Raw genomic sequence first — 18,158 nt, 5'->3', positions numbered from 1 at the left:
CGGCGCGTGAAAGTCGCACATACCCGCCGGTGGGTCTGCTTCCGAGTGCCGGCGATCTCGGAAGCAGGCCGCATCCGCCTGGCGGGCCCGGTACTGCTAGCCGGTCACGCGCTGGAGGTAGTAGTCGGAGACCCATCCGGGCCGGCCGTTGGAGGACGTGACGGGAACCCAGCCCTGGGTGGCGGTGCAGCCGCCGCCGAACCGCCCGTCGGACAGCCGCAGTGTGCCGACCGGCTCGTAGGTGGTTCCGCGACTCTTGTAGACGGTGACGACACCGTTCGGCTGGACGTGGGTGAGCTGGTAGGTGCATCCCCACGGGCGCGACGCGGACGCGGCGAGGGGGGTCCTGGTGGTCTTGCGCACGTAGTGCGCGGCGGCCCAGCCGGTGCGGCCGTTGGACGACCTGACCGCGACCCAGCCGCGGGAGGAGGCGCACCCTCCGGAGAACCGTCCGTCGGACACCCTCAGCGTGCCGACCCGCCGCGCGTGGACGCCGGGGGCGGAGCGAACGTTGAGGTAGCTGGCCCGGCGGACGTTCGCGACCAGGTAGGTGCACGTCAGGGACGGGGTCTTCGGAACGGCGACGCGGTGCACCGGTCCGCTCCTGCGCAGGTAGTGGCCGGAGACCCAGCCGGTGCGGCCGTTGGACGAGGTGACGGAGAACCAGCCGCGCGTGGCCGCGCAGCTACCGGTGAACGTCCCGTCGGACGGCTTCAGCGTGCCGACCCTCCGCGAGGTGGTCGCGGGCGAGGTCCGGACGTTGAGGTAGCCGCCTGTGCGCAGATTCGTGAGCTGGTAGGTGCAGGCGGCGGTCTGGAGTGTGGGTGCGCCGGCCGGAGGGGCGGTCGCGTGGGCCGGAGGAGCGGCGACCGCGAGCCAGCCTGCGGCGGCGCAGATGGTCAGTCCGGACGCTACCCTCTTGGCGACTTTCACGATGTCTCCCTTCTGTCCGCATCGCTTGTCCGGGGTGGCCGGGGTGATGGTCGGTGTCAGGAGGACCCGATCCGCGATGCTCACGCTAAGTAATGCTCTGTTTACTTAGCGCTTACACTCGCAGTCGAAGATTCGCTCATTCCTTTACGTTCTCGGCGTTTGCAGTGATTGCCATGTGCGATCTAGTTGTGACCCCATGTCTCGGCCGTCACCGGACACGGCGGCGACGAGCGCCCCTGCGGAAGCCGCGGAAACCGCAGACCCGTCACACCGTGCGGCACCCCACAGGAACGGTCCCACTCCACTGAGCGCGCGGAGCGCGAAGACGTGGGGGCCGTTTCGCCGGCTAGACGTCCCGCAGGAACGCTTCGAGCTTCGCCTGCAGTTCGTCGGCGTAGCGCTCGTCGTTGAACATCTCACCGGCGTGCTGGGCACCGGGGTAGACCAGCAGGGTGCTCCTGCCCTTGGGCGTCGCCTTGTGGAGGCTTCTGGCGAGATCCGCGACGCCGCCGCTGAAGTCCTCCTCGGCGGCGGCGTAGAGCGCGGGCACGGACAGCCGCTCGGCCAGTTCCTCCATCCCGTCCAGGCCGCCGGACAAGGAGATGACGCCCGCCGCCTCGGCGGCCGGGTCGGCGGCGGTTGCGAGCGCGACCGAACCGCCGAGCGAACCGCCGGCATAGACGACCTTCTGTGTGCCGAGTTTTCTGAGCCCGGCACCGATGGCCGCCATCTCGTCGGAGCCGCGATCCAGCATGGCCGGGATGCCGACGGTCTGGGGAACGTCGCCGTACTCGAAGACCGCCACGCGGAAACCGCGCTTGACCAGATGGTCGGCCCATATCAGCCAGTCGCAGTGGTATCCCGTGAGCGTGTTCGCGATCACGACGCCGACTGGCCCTTCACCGGCCACTCCCACGGCCAGGCCGGCACCCGTGCCCGGACTCGTCACCGCCATGGGGGTGAACGCCACCGAGGGTCCCCCGCTGCAGCCGACGAGCTCGGGCGCGGCGGAAGGCGACGGAGCCGCCGCCGCGGGAGCGGGACGCGTGCCCTGGCCGCTCGTCGAGCCTCCGCCACAACCGGCCACGCCCAGAGCCAGCACCAGGCCCAAGACCATTCTCCGTCTAAGCATGAGATCAATGTCCGTCGCGGCGGCGGTCGTGTCTTCTCGCGGGACGGAAACGTGATCAGATCGTGTGCGGCTACTCGAACAGGTGCCGGTTGTCGCGGCTCCAGGCGAGCTTCCGCTCCAGTTCGCCGAGGTAGCCGTCGGCGACCCAGGCCGCCTGCGGCTGCCGTCCCAGGTCCGCCAGCCGGCGAACCTGGTCGATGCCGTCCTGCTGGACGTCGAGGACGGCGTCGACCAGACCGGTGAGGGAGGTCAGTCCGTACGCGCCGGCGAACAGTTCCAGACGGCGGCGCCGGTCGGGCGGCCGGGGGTGGGCCATCCAGCGCATGCACTCGTCGTCGTCGCGGAACGGAGCGAAGTACTCCAGTGCGTAGGCGACGTCGTACAGGCGGCTCGCCGGCCTCGCGTAGTCCCAGTCGAGGAGCCCGACCGGACGCCCGTCTCGCCAGACGACGTTCCAGGGTCCGAAGTCCCCGTGGCAGATCAGTTCGCCGTCGGCCGGCGCGGTCCGGCCGGTGAACCAGCTGAGCTCGTCGGACGGACGGAAGCCGGCCACCGCGTCGTGAAAGTCGCGGAGCAGGCGGGCCGAGGCGACCAGGCCCGCGTCGCCGGCCACCTCGATCCAGCTCTGCGGGCCGGACCGGCCGTCCAGGTAGGTCAGGACCTCGCGGTCCTGTTCGTCGATTCCGCGCACGCGTGGCGAGTAGGGGAATCCGACGCTCTCCAGATGGCGCAGCAAGGCGTGGACGGCCGGTGCCCACGGCTGCATGGGCCTGCGGACGGTGTCACCCACCCGCACGACCCTGCGATGCGGTGCGTCCTGGAGCACCTCTTCTTCCGGCATACCTCACGAGACTAACCGCGGCCCCCGGCCGGCCGCACGCCCGTTCTCCCGGGCTCGGAGCGCAGGTCACCCGGAGTGGACGTGCCCCCGCGGACGCACCTCACTGAACCGGCGGCGGCCGCCGGCCGTACTCACAGGTGGCGCCGCCGACGCGGCAGACGGTCTGGACCGGTCGCGGCGCCACCGGATTCGCAGGGAAGGACCTTCGGCTTGTCGCTCATCACGCGCTTTCATCAGCCGCCGCAGGGACGGACGACGACGGAGGAGGACCCGGCGGCGGAGGAGGGCGCGGCGGGTGACGGCCCGCGCGCTCGCCGAGGTCTGCGCTTCGTCGTCGCGCGGGTGACGACCGTCCTGGCCTGCCTGCTCGTTCTGCTCGCGCTCATCGCCCCCGACGAGGTCGGACGGCTCACGCTCGGGGCGTTCGTGCGCATCCCGGTCGAGGCGCTCCTCGGCGTCGCCTTCATCCTCGTTCTGCCGGGATGGGCGAGACGGGTCGTGGCGGTGGTCGCCGGAGCGGTCCTCGGGGTGCTGACCATCTGGAAGATCACCGATCTGGGTTTCTCCGCGGTCCTCGACCGGCCGTTCAACCCCGTGTTCGACTGGTCGTTCTTCCCGGCGGCCGTCGACTTCCTCACGGCGTCGATCGGGCGGGCCGGCGCGATCGGCTCCGTGATCGGTGTGGGCGCCCTCGCCGTCGCCGTGCTCGTCGTCATGACGCTGTCCGTCCTGCGGGTGAGCCGGCTGGTGGTCCGGCACAACGCCACGGCGACGGGCGCCGTCGCCGTGCTCGGGATCACCTGGGTGATATGCGCGGTGCTCAGCGTGCAGATCGTCCCGGGCCTACCGGTCGCCGCCGTCGCCGACGACAAGCTGACGCAGGTGGGTGCGAGCCTGCACGACCAGGAGGCGTTCGCCGAAGAGGCCTCCGTCGACGCCTTCCGGGGCACACCGAGCGACCAGCTGCTGAGCGCGCTGCGCGGCAAGGACGTCATCGTCTCGTTCGTCGAGAGCTACGGACGTGACGCGGTCGAGGACCCGAACTTCGCGTCGCAGGTCGGCGCCGCGCTCGACGCGGGGACGAGCCGGCTGCGCGCGGCGGGATTCGGCTCCCGGAGCGCGTTCCTCACCTCGCCGACGTCGGGCGGCGGCAGCTGGCTGGCCCACGACACACTGCTGTCCGGCCTGTGGATCGACAACCAGCAGCGCTCCGACAGCCTGCTCAAGAGCGACCGCCTGACCCTCAGCGGAGCGTTCAAGCAGGCGGGCTGGCGTACGGTCTCCGTCATGCCGGGCTCCACGGAGCCCTGGCCGGAGGGCGCGTTCTTCGGCTACGACAAGGTCTACACGGCCCAGGACCTCGGGTATCGGGGGCCGCGGTTCAACTGGGGCACGATGCCCGACCAGTACACCCTGTCGAACTTCCAGCGCACGGAACGGGCGGCGCCGGGCCACACCCCGGTGATGGCGGAGATCCCCCTGGTCTCCAGCCACGCGCCCTGGACGCCCATCCCGCGCCTCATCGACTGGGACGACGTCGGGGACGGCTCGGCCTTCAACGGCATGACCTCGGCGGGAGTCTCGCAGGGCTCCGCGTGGAGCGACTTCAGGCAGGTGCGCACCGACTACGGGCGTTCCATCGAGTATTCGCTGAACAGCCTCATCTCCTATGTGGAGAAGTACGGCGACGACGATCTGGTGCTCGTCTTCCTCGGTGACCACCAGCCCGCCCCGCTCATCACGGGGGTGGGCGCCGACCGGGACGTCCCGATCACGATCGTCGCCCACGACCCGGCCGTACTGGACCGGATCTCCGGATGGGGCTGGCAGGACGGCCTGAAGCCCGGTCCGCAGGCTCCGGTATGGAAGATGAGCGACTTCCGCGACCGGTTCCTCTCGGCCTTCGGATCGAAGCCCGCGCCCGCTCAGCCGCCGGCCCGATGAGCTCGGCGCTCGGCGTCGGTGGCGGCACGCACGAACTCGCGGATGCGGGCCGTGGTGTTGGTCTCCAGCCAGACCAGGCCCCGTTCGATCGGGGGCGCGTCGTGAATCGGCACGTAGGCGATGTCCGGCCGGGGGTAGTACCTGCGGCTCTGCTCGCCCACGGGGAGCACGCCCCTGCCCATCGCGACCAGCGACAACATCTCGGAGAACGTGTTTCCCGCCGGGCCCTTCCGCACGGGCCCGCCCGACGGGGTGTGGTCGGGCGTGCGGTCCCGCTTGAACTCCGCCGAGGTCATCTGGGGGTACTGGATCACCGGGTGCTCGGCGAGCACCTCGAGGGACACCGACGTCTCGCGGGCGAGGGGATGATCGGCGGCCACGGCCAGCGAACGGCCCTCTGACAGCAGGGCCGGTCCGCAGGCCATGCCGTCGAAGGGGTACGACGCGATGAGGATGTCGATCGAGCCGTCGACCAGGCTCGCCCGCGAGTTGAACAGCTGCACCTCGTTAACCTCGACCTCGCAGTCGGGGTGCCGCTCGCGGAACAGGCTGACGGCTCTGAGCAGCACCGGCCCGGTCCACTCGCCGAGGAACGCCACGCGCAGCCGTCCGCTGACGCCGCGCCCGGCGTCGACGGCCCTGCGGATCGCCTCGTCCATCTGAGCCGCCAGCGGCGCCAGGTCGTCGGCCAGTCGCCGGCCGATCGGAGTGAACCGGACGACGCGGCTGGTGCGCTCGAACAGCGGAGCACCGATGCGGCGTTCCAGCTTCTTGACGACGTGGCTGATCCGCCCGGTCGTCACCCCCAGACGCTCGGCCGTACGGCCGAAGTGCAGTTCCTCGGCGAGCGTCAGGAAGGTCTCGAGTTCGTGGCGCTCCAGCATGGCGACCTCCCCATCGTTGAATCTGAGTCAACGATCGTAGTCTCATCGTGGCTTGGTCGGCCTCGCCGTACGGAGCATCGTTGGGAGTGGCGCCGATGTGCACCACCGGCCCCTGTGAACCCCTTCGACTGAGACGGAGCCCTCATGACCACGACGGACGTCACCGACTACCTGGCGGGCCTGGACGGAACGCTGCGGGAGATCGGCGAGAAGCTGCGCCCCGTCATCGACGCGGGCCTGCCGGGCGCGCAGGGAGCCATGTGGCACGGTCATCCGACCTGGAGCCTCGGCGGCAGACCGGGGGAGAGCCCGGTCTGCCTGCTCAAGGCGTACGGGAAGTACGTCACGTTCGGGTTGTGGCGGGGGCAGGAGATCGACGACCCGTCGGGCCGCCTCGTCGCGGGCGCCCGCCAGATGGCCTCGGTGAAGCTCCATGCCGTCGCCGACATCGACCCGGCCCTGTTCGCCGACTGGCTGGGTCAGGCGCTGGCCCTGGAATCGAGGTGACGGTCATGCGCGTGAAGGCCTTCGACCACCTGGTGCTCAACGTCGAGGACGTCGAGCGCTCGCTGGAGTTCTACTGCGGGGTCCTCGGCCTGGAGCCCGTACGCGTCGCCGAGTGGCGGGCGGGTGAGGTCGGGTTCCCGTCCGTGCGGGTCACCCCGGAGACGATCATCGACATGGTGAGACGTCCCAGGGGCGAATCCAACGTCGATCACATCTGCCTCGTCGTGGAACCGCTGGACTGGCAGGAGGTCGTCGACTCCGGCGTCTTCACCGTGACCGAGGGACCCGTGGGCCGGTTCGGCGCGCGCGGGAACGCGACCTCGATCTACGTGCTCGACCCCGACGGCAACACCGTGGAACTGCGCTGGTATCCACAGGACGCCGAAGACTGATCCGCCCGCTGTCGGTTCGCGGGGCTAGGGTGTTCCGCCATGACCGAACCCGAGTTCCTGCGCACCACCCGGGTGTTCTACGACACCGTGGCCGTCGACTATGCGGACCACTTCCGCGACGCGATGGACGACAGGCCGCTGGACCGGGCGCTGCTCACCGCCTTCGCCGAACAGGTGCGGGCCGCCGGTGACGGGCCCGTGGCCGACCTCGGCTGCGGGCCCGGTCACGTGACGGCCCATCTGAACGCTCTGGGGGTGCCGGCTTTCGGCGTCGACCTGTCGTCGCGGATGGTCGAGGTGGCCCGGCGGGCATATCCGGGTCTGCGGTTCGACGTCGGGTCGATCTCTTCCCTGGACCTGAAGGACGACTCCCTCGCCGGCGTCCTGGCGTGGTACTCCATCATCCACATGCCAGAGGAACGGCTGCCGGACGTGTTCGCCGAGTTCCACCGGGTGCTGGCCCCCGGCGGTCATCTGCTGGTCGCCTTCCAGGTCGGCGACGAGCCGTTGCACCTGGCGCGACCATGGGGCCACGAGGTGTCGCTCGACTTCCGGCGGCGGCGGCCGGACCACGTCGCCGGACTGCTCGGCCAGGCCGGGCTTGCCGTACGAGCCCGGCTGGTGCGTGAGCCCGAGGGGCCGGACACCGCGCCGCAGGCCTTCCTTCTGGCCAGGAAACCGGCCGGTTCCGCCGAGTCGTGACGCGCGGCGGCCCGCACGTCATGCCTGTTCGTCGCACATGTCACACGGGGGTGGCGTGCCGGAATTCCCGCCACGGCGAGGTCGTTTGCGTCTACAGCTTTTGGGCCGTCGAGAAAGAGGCGAAGGATGTCCGCACCACTTGAGTTCGGTATCGACACGTTCGGGGACGTCACCGTGGACGCGGACGGGAACCGGCTGCCGTACGCGCAGGTGATTCGCAACGTCGTCGAGGAGGCCGTGCTCGCCGACAGCCTGGGGATCGACGCCATCGGCCTCGGGGAGCACCACCGCGACGACTTCGCCATCTCGGCGCCGGAGATCGTGCTGGCGACGATCGCCGGCCGCACCGAGCGCATCATTCTCGGCACGGCGGTGACCGTGCTCAGCTCCGACGACCCGGTGCGCGTGTTCGAGAAGTTCGCCACGCTGGACGCGGTGTCGCACGGCCGGGCGGAGATCATCCTTGGCCGCGGCTCGTTCACGGAGTCGTTCCCGCTGTTCGGCTACGACCTCGCGCAGTACGAGGAGCTGTTCGAGGAGAAGCTCGACCTGCTGTTCCACCTGCTCCCGGAGGGGCCGGTCACCTGGGAGGGCAAGCTCCGCGCCGGACTGAAGGACCAGCAGGTCTACCCCAAGACGGAGTCCGGCCGGCTGCGCACCTGGGTCGGCGTCGGCGGAAGCCCCCAGTCCGTCGTGCGGGCGGCGAGCTACGCGATGCCGCTCATGCTCGCGATCATCGGCGGTCAGCCGGAGCGGTTCGCGCCGTACGTCGACCTGTACCACCGCGCGCTCGCCCAGCTCGAGGTTCCGCGGCTGCCGGTCGGCGTGCACTCGCCGGGCTACATCGCCGAGACCGACAAGCAGGCGCGTGAGGAACTCTGGCCGCACTACCGGGCCATGCACGACCGCATCGGTCGCGAGCGGGGCTGGGGCCCCACGACGCGCGACCGCTTCGAGGCGGAGGCCGACGAGGGGGCGCTGTACGTGGGAGCGCCGGAGACCGTGGCCGCCAAGATCGCGAAGACCGTGCGAGCGCTCGGCGTCGACCGCTTCGAGTTCAAGTACAGCTCGGGGACGCTCGCGCACGAGAAGCTCATGAACACGATCCGCCTGTACGGCGAGGAGGTCATTCCCCGGGTGAAGGAACTCCTTGCCCAGACCCCCGCCGCATCCCCCGCCCCCGCCCCCTCGGCGTGATCATGCACGGATTCGGTCGCGTGCGGTCTGACCTGCACCGACACCATCCGTGATCATGCACGGATTCGGCCACCTATGGTTTGACCTGCGCGAACGTCGAGCGTGATCATGCATGCCTGGAACCGGGTCGTTCCGCATGCACTGAAGGCGCCCGGAAGGGCTCCGCTGAGATGCGCGCCGTCACTCGATCATGCCGGGACGGCGCGCTCGCCTGCCGAAACCGATTTTCACCCGGTTTGATCCCGGCCTATCCTCTCGGGCGTGAGCAGCGCATACTTCGACAGACCTGTCCTCGCCGGCCGTTACGTACGGCTGGAGCCGTTGACCCTCGAGCACGCCGAGGGACTGCTGGAGGCCGGGAAGGACCCCGAGGTGTGGACGTGGCTCAACAACAGGCAGCCGACCGATGTCGCGGCGATGCGCGCGTACGTGACGCGACTGCTCGCGATGCACGAGGCTCAGGCCCTGACACCGTGGGCCCAGATGGACATCCGAACCGGGGAACCGGCCGGGGTCACCACCTACCACGACCTCACTCCCAAGGACCGGGCGCTGCACATCGGCTCCACGTGGATAGGCAGCCGCTGGCACCGGACGGGCCTCAACATCGAGGCCAAGCTGATGCTGCTCGAGCGGGCCTTCGACACGCTGGGCGTGCTGCGGGTGGGCTGGATGACCCACCACAACAATCTGCGGTCGCAGCGGGCCATCGAGCGGCTCGGCGCCCAACGCGAAGGCGTCCTGCGGAAGCACAAGACAATGCCGGACGGCTCGCAGCGGGACACCGTCGTCTACTCGATGATCGACAGTGAGTGGCCCGCGGCCCGTGACGCTCTCCGAGCCCGGCTTCGCTAGACGGCGGCACACCACAACTGGACGTCGGGCGATCAGCCCTGGACGGTGGGACGGACGACGATCTCGTTGACGTCGACGTCGCCCGGCTGGGAAACGGCGTAGCCGATGGCGTCCGCGACGGCGGACGCGGGGATGGCGAGTTGCCGGGCGGCGGCCCGCGCGGCGGCCTGTGCCTCCGGGTCGCCGCCGCGGTCGGTGAGCTCCGACCGGGTGAATCCCGGGCTCACGACGGTCACGCGCACGTCGCTGCTCTCCTGGCGCAGCCCCTCGGACAGCGCCCGGACGGCGTACTTCGTGGCGCAGTAGACGGCCGCCGTGGGGTCGACCCGGTGCGCCGAGGTGGAGGCGACGTTCACGATGTGGCCCGCGCCCTGGGCTCGCATGTGCGGCAGGACGGCGGCGACGCCGTGCAGGGTGCCGCGCAGGTTCACGTCGATCATCTGGTTCCACTCCTCGACGCGGAGGGCGTCGACCCTCGACAGCGGCATCACGCCCGCGTTGTTGACGAGCACGTCGATGCGGCCGAGCCGGTCACGGGCGGCCTCAGCGAAGGCGCGCATGTCGTCGAGGTCCGTCACGTCGAGCTCCCGATGATCGGCTCGGCCGCCTGAGGCGCGGATCTCGTCGGCGAGCGCTGCGAGCCTGCCGACGCGCCGCGCCCCGAGGACGACATGGTGGCCGTCCGCAGCCAGTCGGCGGGCGGTCGCCGCACCGATGCCGCTGGAGGCTCCGGTGATGAGAACGATCTTGCTGTGCATGGGAACTCCTGGAAGACGCCGGACTCGCGGCCGGGTGTGCCGCGGGACCCAGCGTGCGGGCGGCGTCGCGAACGGAGAAGGCCGAGTCTTCCTGGGTGTGCCTTCCTGGGTGCGGTGCTCCCAGGGAGACATGGCCTGCGACTCCGGTGCCGATCAGGCCGTGGCGTGCGGGGAGCCCAGGTGGGCGAGCGCCTCGGCGCTGCGGCTCCCGGGCTCCGGCGTGCCGACGAGCAGCTGCTGACCGGGAGCGTCACGGACGTCGAAGGTCTGGTACGTCAATTCGATCCGGCCGGCCTCGGGATGGACGAAGACCTTGAACATGCGGGTGAGCCCGCTCACGGTCTGGTCGCGCCACAGGTCCCGGAACTCGGGCGAGGCGCCGAGGAACTCGTCGACGAGCGCCCGGATCTGCGGATCGTCCGGGTAGTGGCCGGCGTTGAAGCGCAGGGCATGGACGACCTGCTCGACGAGCGTGGGCCACTCGACGAACACGGTCCGCGCCTGCGGATGCCGGAACAGAACCCTGACCATGTTGGTCATGCCGGAGAAGGGGGACAGCAGCGCGGCGGCGACGGAGTTGACGGCGAGCACGTCGAACGCCGGGCTCAGCACGTATGCGGCCGAGGAGGGAAAGGAGTCGAGCAGCCGCAGCAGGGCCGGATGGACCAGGTCGCGTGACGTGTCCGGCGGCCGGTGAGGGTTCAGCCCGGCGAGCCGGAAGATGTGGCCTCGGGCGTCGGGGTCGAGCCTGAGCGCCTGGCCGATCGCGTCGAGGACCTGCGCGGACGGGTTGCGCTCTCGGCCCTGTTCCAACCGGGCGTAGTAGTCGATGCTCACTCCGGCGAGCACGGCGACCTCTTCGCGACGCAGTCCGGAGACCCGGCGGTCGCCACCCCCGGGCAGGCCGACATCCGCCGGCTCGAGGCGCGCGCGATGGGCGCGGAGGAACTCTCCGAGCTTGTTCGTGGCTGCGGCCGGCACGCTGACCAGCGTACTTCCCTGGTTTTCCGGGCCGGACCCCCGCGAAAGCCGGATGATCCCCGATCTTCACCGTGATGTAAGGCGGCAGTTCGTATTCGACGCTTAATATCCGAGCATGACCGGCAGAAGCGCCATTTTGCGGTTTGCGGGATTTGGGATGGCGGCACTGGTTTTGACGGGGTGCGCCAACGACGACGAGATCTTCGTATCGAACTTCAGCGACTCGCACGGCCGAGCCTGCACGTTCGTCTACACCGCCCGTGAAGGCGAGAGCTGGACCAGCAGCAGGGACGTGGACGTCAGTCAACTCGACTGCGAGTACCCTCCCGCCGGCCGTACGCCGGGGCCTCCGCGTACGAGCCATCTGGACGTCGGCCCGGCAGAGTGACAGGCATTGTCATGAACTACGTGTGTTTAATTTGATAAAACGGTATGTCCGTGTCGCTCTCGAAACCGGTGACGGAGGAAAGCCCGGGTGCGTCTTTCCGAGAAGCGTTGGACCGAGCTCGCTCAGGAGAGCAACTACTACGGTGAGCAGGCCGCGCTGCTCCTTCTCGACGGTCATTACGAGAACGCGATGGACGCGGCGGACAGGGCGGTCCGCGCGGCGGGCAGACTTCACCGGAGCGACAAGAACGACCGTGACGTCGCCGAGGTCCTCGGCGGTCACCTGCGCGATCGCGCCGAGATCCAGCTGTCGTGGGTGCGGACCCCCGAGGTGTGGAACACGGTCAGGGCGACTCCCCTGATCCGGGGTGGGATCAAGGACGCCGCCCAGTCCATGAGGCTGTTCGAGGAGTTGTCCGGGGCGCCGGACGCGAAGTTTCCGGTTCGGCCGGCGGAGATCCGCCTGACTCTGAGTGAGCTCCACGGGCTGTCCGGCGACATCGTGACGGCCGGTGAGCTGGCCGAATCCTCCATCGCGGACTATCGGCGCCACTGCGCCACCGATGATCGCGCCAGCCGGCTCCTGTTCGCGCGAGCCCTGTCCAGGTACGCCGACGTCATGATCGTGGCCGGCCGGGAAGACGCCGCCCTGACGGCCCGCCGCCGGTCCGTCGAACTCTCCCGGCCCGACGCGCGGCCCGACGGGTGGTTGTGGACCACACGGTACGACCGCGGCCTGATCTGGCTGAGCACGCAGACTCTTGAGCGCTTCTGCCAGACCGCCTCCACGTTCGCGGCACAACTCGGCGCCTCCGACGCCTCCGCCGCGGCGGAGGCGTTGCTCGCGCTGCAGGACGCCGCAGAGGGTCATGCGGGCCTCATCGAATACTCCCCGCCGCCCCGCACCCAGTTCTGGCACACGGCGGACGCGCTGGAGCGGCAGGCCGCCTGGCTGCTCGCGGCCGGCGAGCCGAAGCTGGCCGAGGCATGCCTGACCGCGAGGACCGCCCTGAGCCCCCGAGGCGCGCACGAGGTGGTCACCCGGCTCAGGGGCCCGGTGGAAGAGGTCGCCGTACGCCTGAGCGCAGAAGGGTGACCACCCGCCCGTCTTCCGGCTGAACGTCAATCCGCGGCGCCGACCGGCAGCACGTCCGCCGGGTCGGGCGCGGCTCGGCGGCGCCGCATCGTCCGTGACGGCCACCAGCTCGCCTCGCCGAGCAGCGTCATGATCGACGGCAGGATCATCGTCCGTACGACGAAGGCGTCCAGCAACACGGCGACGGCGAGGCCGAAGCCCATCTGCTTCATCTCGACCAGCGACAGGAACATGAAACTGGCGAAGACCGACACCATGACGACGGCGGCGCTGGTGATCACCCCGGCGGAGCCGCCGATGCCTTCGACCACGGCCGCACGCGTCGGGGCGCCCCGCAGGGCGGACTCCCTGATGCGGCTGACCGCGAACACCTGGTAGTCCATCGACAACCCGAACAGGATGACGAACAGGAACAACGGCACCCGGGACCCGATGAATCCAGTGGAGGTGAAGCCGAGCAGGCCCTCCGCCCAGGTGTGCTGGAAGACCACGACGAGCAGGCCGAAGGCCGCCGCGGCCGACAGCAGGTTGAGGATCACGCCGAGAAAGGCGATCACCACCGAGCCGAACGCCGCCACCGTCATGACGAAGGTCGCCACCAGCAGGAACCCGATCACCCAGGGCAGCTTCTCGTTCTGGTGCGCGACGTAGTCGACGTCCCTGGCGACGTCTCCGCCGACGGCCGCCTCGGCTCCGGCCACCCTGCCGACGGTGGCGGGAAGGTACTCGGACCGCAGGCGCTGGAGCGACAGCCGCGCCTCCGGCGAACCCGCCGGGAACGGAACCGCCAGTTCGAGCGTGCTGATCCGCCTGTCGGAGGAGGTCTTCGGCTCGGGAACCGGGTCCGCGGAACGCCTGCCCGCCTCCACACGCCGCGCGAGGTCCGCCAACGCGGTGACGACCTCGCCGGAGCGCGCCGGGTCGGCCCTGACAGCCACCAGGTGCGTCGTCTGCACATGGGGGAAGGCGGTGGTCAGCCGGTCCCAGGTCCGTACGGCCGGGATCGTCCGCGAGAACGTGTCGGTGCCCGGCACGTTCAGCTTCAGGGTCACGGCCGGCAGCGCCAGTGCCAGCATCGCCACCGTGGCCGCGAGCAGGGTGGCGACCGGGTGCCGCGTGGCCGGTCGCAGGACGGCCCCCCACACCCGCCCGCCGTCCCGCCGTCCGGAAGCCGGATGTACGGCACGGCGGGCACGGCGGCGCTCGACCCGGTCGCCGGCCTTGGCCAGGACGGCCGGCAGGACGGTCAGCGAGCTCACCATGGCCACCAGGACGGCGATCACGGTGCCCGTGGCCAGGGAGGAGAAGATCACGTCAGCGGCCAGATAGAGGCAGGCGGTGGAGACGATCACCGCGAGCCCGGACACCACGATCGCCCGTCCCGAGGTGGCCGCGGCGAGCTCCACCGCGGCAGCCGGGCTGACCCGGCCCCCCGCACGCGCGCGTTCCTCCCTTTCTCGCTTGAGGTAGAAGAGCGAATAGTCGACGCCGACCGCCATGCCGATCAGCAGGATCACGTTGTTGCCCACGCCCGCGTCCGGCAGCGCGTGCGAGGCGACCGCCGCCAGACCCATTGAGGCGGCGATCGAGGAGACCGCCAGCAACAGAGGCACACCTGCCGCCAGCACCGACCCGAAGACGAGCAGCAGAACCGCCAGCGTCACCGGGAAGGTGATCATTTCGGAGCGGAGGAGGTCGTCGGCGCGTTGCGCGTCCAGGCCCCGGCTCATCGACGGCCGGCCGGTCTCCGTGACGCGCAGGCCCGGATTGGCCGCCTGCACCGCGGCGGTCTGCTCGATCAGCGGCCCGAGGTGCCGCTTGGCCGCCAGTTCCTCGCCCTTCATCACGATCGAGACCATGACGATCTCGCCGTTCTCGGAGCGGACCGGAGGTTCCACCCGATCCACCTCGGGCAGGGCGAGCATCCGGCGCGTGAGATCGTGGACGGCCCGGTCCGCGGCCACGGCGTCCACGGGGCCGGAGGGGGATTCGATGAGAACACGCTCCGTCGGCGCGCGCGTCAGCCGGCCCTCCGCCGCGATCGCCTCGGCGCGGCCGGCCTCTCCGACCCGGTAGTCGGCGCTCGTGGCGCTGTTGGTCCCGGCGATCGAGCCCGTCACCAGACACAGCGCCACGAACACGAGCCAGACGGCGATCGCGCGCCATGGGTGGGTGGCACTCCAGCGGGCCACGCGTACCGTCAACGGCCGGGAGACGACGGGGGCGGACCCGGTCCGCCCTGGATGGGATTTGCCTCGGAGCAGCATGAGCTGCTCTCCTTTCCCTGAGAGGTGTGTGCGCTTCAAGGCACGCCGACACGGCGTGGTCGCACGACTTCCGTTTCCCGGGGTGGCGAGTTGCCGCTCGCCGCCCCGGGGCCTGTCATCGGGTGCTTCCGGCCTCCGATCCCCGCGACCGCGGCCCGGCGGTCATCCGACGCTTCGCAGGAGTTGCTCTACGGCGGCGAGACGCGAGGTCAGCTCGGCGAGCTGGGCGTTCAGCCGTTCCTGGTTCTGGCCCGACTGCTCGGCGAGCTCCTCGTACCTCGCCATCACGGCCGCGTCCGCACGGTGCTGGAGAAACCGGAAGTAGTAGATGAGGCCCACCGCGACGACGGTGAACACCGCGAAAAGCGCCGCGACGGGAACGATGATGTTCTTCATCTCGGGGTCTCCTGCACGTCGTTGAGCCCTTCCTGTTCGTCTGCTCGGAGCGCGGCGAGGACCACGTCCACCGTCAGGTGGACATCGAACGGCACCAGTTCGAAATACTTCATCGCCTTGCCGTCCGGTGACAGTTCAAGGTCGCCGGTGACCAGCCCCGCCTTCTCCAGGCGTTCCAGATGCAGGTAGAGAAGGGGGCGCGACATGCCGAGCCGCCGGGCCAGCTCGCTGACGTGTACCCGGCCGGCGGACAGTCCGGCGATGACCCGTAGCCGCTGCGGATGACCGACGGCGGCGAGCAGGGCCAACAGCTCCTCACTGGTCAGAGTCCCAATCCTGTCGCTCGATGTTTCACCTGTAAGTAGAGACTGACAGGTGGGACGGGCGACGTCAATGCGGGTGTGAGACGGGGGACTGGTGGTGACGGACCGAGTGCCTCGCGGCCTGGGTGAGTCACTCCCACCCTCAAAGTTTTGCCCTATTTCGGGACGTTGTTGTCGAATTGTGCGGTTTCTTTGACTAGTAGGAGGTGGGCAATCACGCGTTCGGGGGAGGACATGCCAGCCTGGTACCGGCCGTCCTTCAGGGCCCGGAGAACATTGGCTACCGGCGTCGTGGCGGTACTGCTCTGCATCGGGGTGAGCCTGCTCTTCCTCCTGTTCGCGGGCAACAAGGAGGCCGACGGCGCCCAGACCCGGGCCACCGCCGCCTGGAACCGCGTCGTCCCCCTCATCCGGCAGGGTCCTCTCCCGTCCGTGCTGCAGCAGGGCAAGGTCGAGGCGATCCAGGTCGTGAACTCCCATGGCCAGGTGGTCGCGGCGACCCCCCAGCTCGCAGGCAAGCCGCCGATGGCCGACTTCCGTTCGGTCAACAGCAGCGTGCGGGCCGCCCGCGTCCTGTGCCCTCCCGCCGGGCTGCAGGGCTGCATGACCGTCGCGTCGTACAAGGTCTACCAGCCGGGAGGCGTCTGGCTCCTCTACGTGGCGGTCCGGGTGGTCCCCTGGTACGGGACCACCACGGCGCTGCTCCTGGCGATCGGCGTGTCCGTCGTGGTGACGGCGATGATGACGGCCTGGTCGTTCCGTGATCTCACCAAGGCCATGGCCCCGGTGAACGCCATAAGCGCGGAACTGGCGGAGATCACCGCCTCCGCCCTCGACCGCCGGGTCCCCGTGCCCAGGAAGTACGAGGAGATCAAGTCACTGGCCGAGACGGTCAACGACACCCTGGACCGTCTCGAAGGCGCCTACCAGCAGTTGCGGCGGTTCACCTCGGACGCCTCACACGATCTCCGCAGCCCCATCACCGCCATGCGGGCCCAACTGGAAGAGGCGCTCATGCACCCGCAGGGCGCCGACTGGCCGAAGATGGCCGTGGCGGTGCTCGCCGGGGTGGACCGGCTCCAGGCGATCGTCACCGACCTGCTGACCCTCGCCCGGCTGGACGCGCGGGCCCCCCTCAGCCGCGAGGCGGCCGACCTGGGTCAGTTGGTCGGCGCCGAACTGGACCGGCGAACCTACCGGATGATGATCGTCAAGGATCTGCAGCGGGGTGTCGTCATCGACTGCGACCGGCTGCGGATCACCCGCGTGCTGGTCAACCTGCTCGACAACGCCGAACGCCACGCCTCCTCGAAGATCACCGTCACCGTGCGGGCCGACGGGGCGGACGCCGTACTCGAGGTCGCCGACGACGGGGCGGGCATCGCCCCCGAACACCGGGAGATCGTCTTCGACCGGTTCACCCGGCTGGACGCCTCCCGCGACAGGGACGCGGGAGGGACCGGGCTGGGGCTGGCGATCGCGCGGGAGGTCGCGGAGGCGCACGGGGGCACCTTGACCATCCAGGACAGCGAACGAGGCGCCCGATTCGTCATGCGCATCCCCAGGCGCAGGTCCAGGCAGGACGTGCCGAAAGTGTCGGGCCACTCTGGCAAGCTCGGAGGCAGCTGACAGATCACCCGACACCCCCCGATCCGCGAGGTGAGCGATGCGGCTCCACCGGCAGTTCACGTCCTTCTACACCAGCCCGGCGGTGATGACCTCGCCCGGCCGCCACCAACATCGTCTCGACGCGGTGAGCCCGCGCGACCTCGCCGGCTTGGCCGCCATCGGGCACGGTCTCATCGTCCACGAGTACATCGCGCCGGCCTACGGGGTGGAGTTGTCCGACGAAGACCGCGCCAGCGTGCACATCCGGCCGGTGGAGCGGCTGCTGGACCGCATCGCCGATCGCGACGACCGGCCGCTGGAGATCGCGCGAGAGCCGGGTGCCCGGATCGCCGGCAACTGCCGGCACTTCACGGTGTTCCTGGTCGCCCTGCTCCGGGGGCGGGGGGTGCCCGCGAGGGCGCGGTGCGGTTTCGGCGGATACTTCGTGACCGGCTGGTTCGAGGACCACTGGGTCTGCGAGTACTGGAACGACGCTCAGGAGCGGTGGATCCTCGTCGATCCGCAGATCGATCAGCGGCAGCGCGGCATGTTCCCCGTGGACTTCGACGTCACCGACGTCCCGCGCGATCGTTTCCTGACCGCCGGGGAAGCCTGGATCCGGTGCCGGGCCGGGGAACTGGACCCCGCCGTCTTCGGGCTGAGCGTCATCGGTGAGTCGGGGCTCTGGTGGATCGCGGGCAACCTGATGCGGGACGCCGCCGCACTGCTCAACCTGGAACTCCTGCCGTGGGACAGCTGGGGCGCGATGCCCGCGCCCGACCAGCCGATCGGCGACGACCTGGCCGCCCTCTTCGACCGCGTCGCCGCTCTCACCCGGACACCGGAGTCCTCCCTGGACGAGTTACGGCTGCTCTTCCAGAGCGACGACCGGCTCACCGTTCCCTCGTCGGTGCACAACGCCGTTCTCGATCGCGACGAAGCTCTCTGATTTCGG

19 protein-coding genes are annotated in these 18,158 nt (G+C 69.9%); 10 read left to right on the top strand and 9 right to left on the bottom strand.

What is annotated here, in order from left to right; all coding sequences use genetic code 11:
- Positions 1-96: 96 nt before the first annotated feature.
- From Pka01_RS28140 to Pka01_RS28130, 3 genes are all read right to left on the bottom strand, one after another.
- On the bottom strand, positions 97-933 hold the full coding sequence (locus Pka01_RS28140) for an SH3 domain-containing protein (protein ID WP_203885911.1): 837 nt from the start codon (positions 931-933) through the stop codon (positions 97-99).
- A 346-nt stretch (positions 934-1,279) separates the two neighbouring features.
- The gene (locus tag Pka01_RS28135; RefSeq protein ID WP_203885910.1) at positions 1,280-2,065 is read right to left on the bottom strand and encodes an alpha/beta hydrolase; all 786 of its coding nucleotides are present in this window, start codon (positions 2,063-2,065) and stop codon (positions 1,280-1,282) included.
- A gap of 70 nt (positions 2,066-2,135) precedes the next feature.
- Positions 2,136-2,906: a phosphotransferase gene (locus Pka01_RS28130; RefSeq protein WP_203885909.1), complete on the bottom strand. Its 771-nt coding sequence runs from the start codon at positions 2,904-2,906 to the stop codon at positions 2,136-2,138.
- Between the two features lie 210 nt (positions 2,907-3,116).
- Here Pka01_RS28130 and Pka01_RS28125 point away from each other — a divergent pair, with 210 nt between their 5' ends.
- Complete coding sequence (locus Pka01_RS28125) at positions 3,117-4,850, top strand: sulfatase-like hydrolase/transferase (protein WP_239115424.1); 1,734 nt, start codon at positions 3,117-3,119, stop codon at positions 4,848-4,850.
- On the opposite strand, the gene Pka01_RS28120 is transcribed toward Pka01_RS28125, so the two are convergent.
- Positions 4,832-5,734 carry a LysR family transcriptional regulator gene (locus Pka01_RS28120; protein WP_203885908.1) on the bottom strand — a complete coding sequence of 301 codons (903 nt, stop codon included), beginning with the start codon at positions 5,732-5,734 and terminating at the stop codon, positions 4,832-4,834. The genes Pka01_RS28125 and Pka01_RS28120 overlap by 19 nt on opposite strands.
- A 144-nt stretch (positions 5,735-5,878) precedes the next feature.
- Between Pka01_RS28120 and Pka01_RS28115 the strand changes: the two genes are divergently transcribed.
- The 5 genes from Pka01_RS28115 (at position 5,879) to Pka01_RS28095 (ending at position 9,387) form a co-directional block, all read left to right on the top strand.
- The gene (locus Pka01_RS28115; RefSeq protein WP_203885907.1) at positions 5,879-6,241 is read left to right on the top strand and encodes a DUF1801 domain-containing protein; all 363 of its coding nucleotides are present in this window, start codon (positions 5,879-5,881) and stop codon (positions 6,239-6,241) included.
- Between the two features lie 5 nt (positions 6,242-6,246).
- Positions 6,247-6,633, top strand: a complete 387-nt coding sequence (locus tag Pka01_RS28110) for a VOC family protein (RefSeq protein WP_203885906.1) — start codon at positions 6,247-6,249, stop codon at positions 6,631-6,633.
- A 39-nt stretch (positions 6,634-6,672) separates the two neighbouring features.
- Complete coding sequence (locus Pka01_RS28105; protein ID WP_203885905.1) at positions 6,673-7,335, top strand: class I SAM-dependent DNA methyltransferase; 663 nt, start codon at positions 6,673-6,675, stop codon at positions 7,333-7,335.
- 126 nt (positions 7,336-7,461) lie between these two features.
- A complete protein-coding gene (locus Pka01_RS28100; protein ID WP_203885904.1) occupies positions 7,462-8,532 on the top strand; it encodes an LLM class flavin-dependent oxidoreductase in 1,071 nt (356 codons plus the stop codon).
- A gap of 261 nt (positions 8,533-8,793) precedes the next feature.
- A complete protein-coding gene (locus Pka01_RS28095; protein ID WP_203885903.1) occupies positions 8,794-9,387 on the top strand; it encodes a GNAT family N-acetyltransferase in 594 nt (197 codons plus the stop codon).
- Positions 9,388-9,419: 32 nt separating this feature from the next.
- Here Pka01_RS28095 and Pka01_RS28090 read toward each other — a convergent pair whose 3' ends face one another.
- Positions 9,420-10,145 (bottom strand): SDR family oxidoreductase, encoded by a 726-nt coding sequence (locus Pka01_RS28090; RefSeq protein WP_203885902.1) that lies wholly within the window; start codon positions 10,143-10,145, stop codon positions 9,420-9,422.
- A gap of 153 nt (positions 10,146-10,298) precedes the next feature.
- Complete coding sequence (locus tag Pka01_RS28085) at positions 10,299-11,126, bottom strand: helix-turn-helix transcriptional regulator (protein ID WP_203885901.1); 828 nt, start codon at positions 11,124-11,126, stop codon at positions 10,299-10,301.
- A 157-nt stretch (positions 11,127-11,283) separates the two neighbouring features.
- On the opposite strand from Pka01_RS28085, the gene Pka01_RS28080 reads away from it, so the two are divergent.
- Positions 11,284-11,514, top strand: coding sequence for a hypothetical protein (locus Pka01_RS28080; RefSeq protein ID WP_203885900.1), 231 nt, complete (start codon positions 11,284-11,286; stop codon positions 11,512-11,514).
- Positions 11,515-11,601: 87 nt separating this feature from the next.
- The gene (locus Pka01_RS28075) at positions 11,602-12,609 is read left to right on the top strand and encodes a hypothetical protein (protein ID WP_203885899.1); all 1,008 of its coding nucleotides are present in this window, start codon (positions 11,602-11,604) and stop codon (positions 12,607-12,609) included.
- Positions 12,610-12,635: 26 nt separating this feature from the next.
- Here the strand turns inward: Pka01_RS28075 and Pka01_RS28070 are convergent, their stop codons facing one another.
- From Pka01_RS28070 to Pka01_RS28060, 3 genes are all read right to left on the bottom strand, one after another.
- Positions 12,636-14,876, bottom strand: coding sequence for an MMPL family transporter (locus Pka01_RS28070; RefSeq protein WP_203885898.1), 2,241 nt, complete (start codon positions 14,874-14,876; stop codon positions 12,636-12,638).
- A gap of 162 nt (positions 14,877-15,038) precedes the next feature.
- Positions 15,039-15,272 carry a hypothetical protein gene (locus tag Pka01_RS28065; RefSeq protein ID WP_203885897.1) on the bottom strand — a complete coding sequence of 78 codons (234 nt, stop codon included), beginning with the start codon at positions 15,270-15,272 and terminating at the stop codon, positions 15,039-15,041.
- Positions 15,269-15,580 carry an ArsR/SmtB family transcription factor gene (locus Pka01_RS28060; protein WP_239115422.1) on the bottom strand — a complete coding sequence of 104 codons (312 nt, stop codon included), beginning with the start codon at positions 15,578-15,580 and terminating at the stop codon, positions 15,269-15,271. The genes Pka01_RS28065 and Pka01_RS28060 overlap by 4 nt, the downstream gene beginning before the upstream one ends.
- A gap of 306 nt (positions 15,581-15,886) precedes the next feature.
- Between Pka01_RS28060 and Pka01_RS28055 the strand changes: the two genes are divergently transcribed.
- Both Pka01_RS28055 and Pka01_RS28050 read left to right on the top strand, forming a co-directional pair.
- Positions 15,887-17,224, top strand: coding sequence for a sensor histidine kinase (locus tag Pka01_RS28055; protein WP_239115420.1), 1,338 nt, complete (start codon positions 15,887-15,889; stop codon positions 17,222-17,224).
- A 37-nt stretch (positions 17,225-17,261) separates the two neighbouring features.
- Positions 17,262-18,152, top strand: a complete 891-nt coding sequence (locus tag Pka01_RS28050; RefSeq protein WP_203885895.1) for a transglutaminase-like domain-containing protein — start codon at positions 17,262-17,264, stop codon at positions 18,150-18,152.
- Positions 18,153-18,158 lie beyond the last annotated feature (6 nt).

This window comes from Planotetraspora kaengkrachanensis, from assembly GCF_016862895.1.
GTDB lineage: Bacteria > Actinomycetota > Actinomycetes > Streptosporangiales > Streptosporangiaceae > Planotetraspora > Planotetraspora kaengkrachanensis.
The sequence above is the reverse complement of the archived record's forward strand: the minus strand, read 5'-3'. Positions and strand labels throughout refer to the sequence as shown.